This is a genomic window from Mesonia profundi (assembly GCF_031085155.1).
Classification (GTDB): domain Bacteria; phylum Bacteroidota; class Bacteroidia; order Flavobacteriales; family Flavobacteriaceae; genus Mesonia; species Mesonia profundi.
Map to the genome: position 1 here is coordinate 101993 of NZ_JAVHUL010000006.1, position 4789 is coordinate 106781.

Below are 4789 nucleotides of genomic sequence, written 5' to 3' on the forward strand. Positions count from 1 at the left end.
CAAAAAAATCATAACATAAAAAAAGCACCTACAAAAATTGTAAGTGCTTGATTTTACCAGTGGACCCAGATGGGCTCGAACCATCGACCACCTGATTATGAGTCAGGTGCTCTAACCAGCTGAGCTATGGGTCCCGAAACAGGAGGCAAAAATAGTCATATCCATGAAACCTCCCAATAAAAAAGCTATTTTTTTATCTCTTGGCAGATTTCTACCAAAACTCCGTGAGATGATTTTGGGTGTAAAAAAGCAACTCTCTTATTATCAGCTCCTTTTTTGGGGGTTTTATTTAAAACTTCAAACCCATCAGCCTCTAGTTCTTTTATCTTTTGTTCTATATCACTCACCGCAAAGGCGATGTGATGAATCCCCTCTCCTTTTTTCTTTAAAAATTTAGCAATAGGACTATCCTCTCGCGTGGCTCCCAACAATTCTATCTTACTTTCGCCTATTTTAAAGAAAGAGGTTTTTACGCCTTCGCTTTCTACCTCTTCTTGCTTGTATGCTGCTGTTCCCAACAACTTTTTGTAAGTGGCATTTGCTTCTTCTAGATTGTTTACTGCAATCCCAATATGTTCTATTTTATCCATTTTTATTAAAATTTTGTTTTACAAAAATACTATAACTTTTAAAAACGCTATTTTTGCAGTATGGAAGAAACAAACAGACAGAAAAAAATAGGCGGAGTCTTACAAAAAGATCTAGCCGATGTGATACAACAAGAGCTTAGAAATGCTGGAAAAACCAATATTATTATTTCGGTTTCTAAAGTAAAGGTAACGACAGATTTATCTATCGCCAAAGCTTACTTAAGTATTTTCCCAAGTGCACAAGGAAAAGTCCTTATAGAGGAGTTAAGAGAAATCAAACACCGTTTAAAGCATCAAGTAGCTTTAAGAACAAAGCATCAATTGAGAAAAATGCCCGATTTAGATTTATTCTTGGATGACTCTCTAGATTACATCGAAGAAATTGATGAGGCAGTAAAAGGAAAAGAAGATCCTATAGAAAATCCCGATTTACTAGATAAAAGAAAAAAATCATAATTTGAATTTCTCCTACTACATCGCAAAGCGGTACTTGGCCACTAAAAGTAAAAATAGTGCTATCAATATCATTACTATCATTGCGGGAGTAGGAGTCTTTGCTGGCGCTTTGGCGCTATTTATTGTCTTATCTGGTTTTGCTGGGCTAAAAGAATTTAGTCTCTCGTTTTCTAATGAGTTTGATCCCGATTTAAAAATTCTTCCGTCAAGCGGAAAAACAATTCAAATCGATTCAGAACAATTAGGTAAGATCAAGCAGATTGAAGGAGTGCAAGCTTTTTCAAAAATTATTGAAGAACAGGTCTTATTGAGTTATAATAACAAGCACACACCTGCCTTTATTAAATCTGTTGATAAAAATTACCTCAACGTCAATCCTATCGAGAACGAGTTAATTGGGGGCGTTTGGATGCATCCTTTAGAAAACCAAGTCGTTATAGGAAGTCTTATTTCTAAAAAGTTATCCTTAGGAATAGGAGGCTATAATGATGCTCTAAAAGTGATGGTTCCCAAACCAGGAAAAGGACAAGTAAGCGATGCTAGCGATGCGTTTTCTAGTAAATCTGCTGTGGTGATTGGCGTGTATAGCATTAATGAAGAGCTCAACTCTAAATATGTTTTTGCTCCTTATTTCTTTGCGGAAGAATTACTGCAATTAAAAAAAGGCGAATTTTCTGCATTAGAACTCCGACTGAAACCGGGCGTAAACGAAAAAAGCGTAAGAGAAGAGCTAATTTCTATGTTGGGAGATGATTTTATCATCAAAAATAGAATGCAGTTAAATGATAAGCTCTACAAAATGTTGAATACCGAAAATCTAGCGGTCTACCTTATCTTTACCTTGGTTCTTATTATTGCACTTTTTAATGTGGGTGGCGCTATTGTGATGGCTATTTTAGATAAGCAACACAATATTAGAACACTTCACTATTTGGGAGCTTCTGCCAAAGAAATTAAACGTATTTTCTTGTTGCAAGGCAGCTTACTTACCTTTGTAGGGGGCATGTTGGGCTTAGGACTTGGGATTGTGATTATCTTATTGCAACTACAATTCGATTTAATTATGATCACCACAACGCTACCTTATCCCGTGGCGTTGAAAGCAGAGAATATTGCCGTAGTTTTTGCTACCATTATGGTTCTAGGAATCATGGCTACTTATATTGGTGCCACAAGAATTAGTAAGGTTTTGGCTTAGTGAGTGAGTCGTGAGTCGTGAGTCGTGAGTCGTGAGTCGTGGGTCGTGGGTCGTGGGTCGTGGGTCGTGGGTCGTGGGTCGTGGGTCGTTTAAAATTAGATTCTCTTCACTTATAAAACAAGTTCTCCAGAGGTAATCTGTAAATTATTGCTACACTTATGAAAACTGAAAATCACCAAATTCTTTTTCGGCTTCATCAAAAGCTTTAAATACATCTTTAGCTTCATCGCTGGTCACCATTTTCATGCGGTGTTCTTTAAAATGCGGAATCCCTTTAAAGTAATTGGTATAATGCCTGCGGGTTTCAAAAACGCCTAATTTATCCCCTTTCCAGTCGATGGCCATTTGCAAGTGCCTTCTGGCGGCCTCTAAACGCTCTATCATCGTAGGCGGATCTAAAAGCTCTCCGGTTTCAAAATAATGTTTTACTTCTCGAAAAAACCAAGGGTAACCAATACTTGCACGACCAATCATGGCGCCATCCAAACCAAATTCATCACGCATTTTCACGGCTTTTTGAGGCGTATCTACATCCCCATTTCCAAAAACGGGAATATGCATCCGTGGATTGTTCTTTACATCGGCGATAGGCTGCCAATCGGCTTCGCCTTTATACATTTGCGCACGCGTTCTTCCGTGAATAGAAATCGCTTTACAGCCTACATCTTGAAGACGTTCGGCTACTTCTAAAATTTTTATAGAATCCTGATCCCAGCCCAAACGTGTTTTTACGGTAATGGGTAAGTTGGTATGTTTTACCATCGCTTCCGTTAAGGAAACCATAAGATCTATATCTTTTAAAATTCCTGCGCCCGCTCCCTTGGAAACCACTTTTTTCACGGGACAGCCAAAATTGATATCAATAATATCTGGACCCGATTTTTCTACAATCTCTACCGACTCTAGCATAGATTCTAAATTGGCTCCAAAAATTTGGATCCCAACAGGACGTTCTTTCTCGTAGATATCGAGTTTCATCACGCTTTTTGCCGCATCGCGAATCAAGCCTTCCGAAGAAATAAACTCGGTATACACTACATCTGCTCCTTGTTCTTTACACAAAGCTCTAAATGGAGGATCGCTTACATCTTCCATAGGTGCCAATAACAATGGGAACTCTCCTACCTCAATATCTCCTATTTTCGCCAAAACTGATTTCTTTTATTTTAATTGCAAAATTAGTAAATAAGATGTAAATCTTAAGTTTAAATCTTGTCATTCTGGGCTCGACTCAGAATCTCATGCTTAGAAACTCAAAACTCAACCCGTTCTTGTCATTCTGGGCTTGGCTCAGAATCTCATGCTTAGAAGTTGGATCTTCTTACTAATCTACTTCGACAAGCTCAGTAGGACATTTAGAATCAAAAAGTAATGCGCTAATAATTTTAGCTTCTTCTCAAATACCGTAAGACTCCAAACTCAGTAAGTAAAGCAAACATCATAGCAGTACGCTTTAAGATTCCTGCCTACGCAGGAATTACATTCCGGGCCTGACTCGGAATCTTATGCTTAGAAAACCAAATCATTCAATTATTACGAAATTAATTCCGTAAAGGAATTCTATATTGAAAATTTGAAGAAAAGCCTGCTTCGACAAGCTCTGTAGGTCAAGCAAACGCCACAGCAGCGCGCTTTAAGATTCCTGCCTGCGCAGGAACTCATTCCGGGCCTGACCCGGAATCTCATGCTTAGAAACTCCAATCTCACTCGATTCCTGTCATTCTGAGTTCAGCTCAGAATCTCATGCTTAGAAGTTGGATCTTCTTACTAGTCTACTAATCTACTTCGACAAGCTCAGTAGGACATTTAGAATTAAAAAGTAATGCATTAATAATTTTAGCTTCCTCTCAAATACCATAAAACTCCAAACTCAGTAAGTAAAGCAAACATCATAGCAGTACGCTTTAAGATTCCTGCCTACGCAGGAATTACATTCCGGGTTTGAACCTGAATCTCATCCTTAGAAACTCCAAACTCACTCGATTCCTGTCATTCTGAGTTCAGCTCAGAATCTCATGCTTAGAAATTCCATGATCCAAATATCATAAAATTAATTCCGTAAAGTGATTCTCTACTGAAAATTTTTCATTAAAAAAGCCTACTTCGAAAAGAGCAATAGATCAAGTAGATCCCACAACAGCGCACTTTAAGATTCCTGCCTGCGCAGGAATTTGTTAGAGCTTATAGGAAAGCTTAAACAATACCGTTCTAGGTTGAATAAAAATGCGGGTGTCACTTACCAAAAACTGATTGAAAGAATTTTCATTTTTATAACGCACATCAAACACATTATCTACATCAATTTCAAAACCCCACGGACTGTCTTCTTTATTATAATATAAGGACAGGTTACCTACATCAAACTGGTTGACTTGATCTGTATTGAGGTTCTTATAATAATTATAAGTATAACCCGTTGTGCATTATGATTTAAAAGAAAAAAGTTGTTCATCTTACTGATAATCAGTAACTTGTTTTAGCTATAAAACATTAACAATGAACAACTTAAATGCAAATTACGAAAGAATTTTGGAAGTATTAAGAA

4 protein-coding genes and 1 tRNA gene are annotated in these 4789 nt (G+C 37.5%); 2 read left to right on the forward strand and 3 right to left on the reverse strand.

What is annotated here, in order from left to right:
* Positions 1-60: 60 nt before the first annotated feature.
* Together RBU60_RS03830 and mce are read right to left on the reverse strand one after the other, a co-directional pair.
* Positions 61-134, reverse strand: a tRNA-Ile gene (locus tag RBU60_RS03830).
* A 51-nt stretch (positions 135-185) separates the two neighbouring features.
* Positions 186-590, reverse strand: coding sequence for a methylmalonyl-CoA epimerase (gene mce / locus RBU60_RS03835; protein ID WP_308863344.1), 405 nt, complete (start codon positions 588-590; stop codon positions 186-188).
* 60 nt (positions 591-650) lie between these two features.
* On the opposite strand from mce, the gene RBU60_RS03840 reads away from it, so the two are divergent.
* Together RBU60_RS03840 and RBU60_RS03845 are read left to right on the forward strand one after the other, a co-directional pair.
* Entirely contained in the window at positions 651-1046 is a 396-nt protein-coding gene (locus tag RBU60_RS03840; protein WP_308863345.1) for a ribosome-binding factor A, read from the forward strand.
* A gap of 1 nt (position 1047) precedes the next feature.
* Positions 1048-2244 carry an ABC transporter permease gene (locus RBU60_RS03845; RefSeq protein WP_308863346.1) on the forward strand — a complete coding sequence of 399 codons (1197 nt, stop codon included), beginning with the start codon at positions 1048-1050 and terminating at the stop codon, positions 2242-2244.
* 156 nt (positions 2245-2400) lie between these two features.
* Here the strand turns inward: RBU60_RS03845 and dusB are convergent, their stop codons facing one another.
* Positions 2401-3393 (reverse strand): tRNA dihydrouridine synthase DusB, encoded by a 993-nt coding sequence (dusB, locus tag RBU60_RS03850; RefSeq protein WP_308863347.1) that lies wholly within the window; start codon positions 3391-3393, stop codon positions 2401-2403.
* Positions 3394-4789: the final 1396 nt, after the last annotated feature.

Excerpts from the sequence above, each read along its gene's own strand:
- mce (WP_308863344.1), bottom strand. The coding sequence starts at position 590 with ATGGATAAAATAGAACATATTGGGATTGCAGTAAACAATCTAGAAGAA.
- RBU60_RS03840 (WP_308863345.1), top strand. The coding sequence starts at position 651 with ATGGAAGAAACAAACAGACAGAAAAAAATAGGCGGAGTCTTACAAAAA.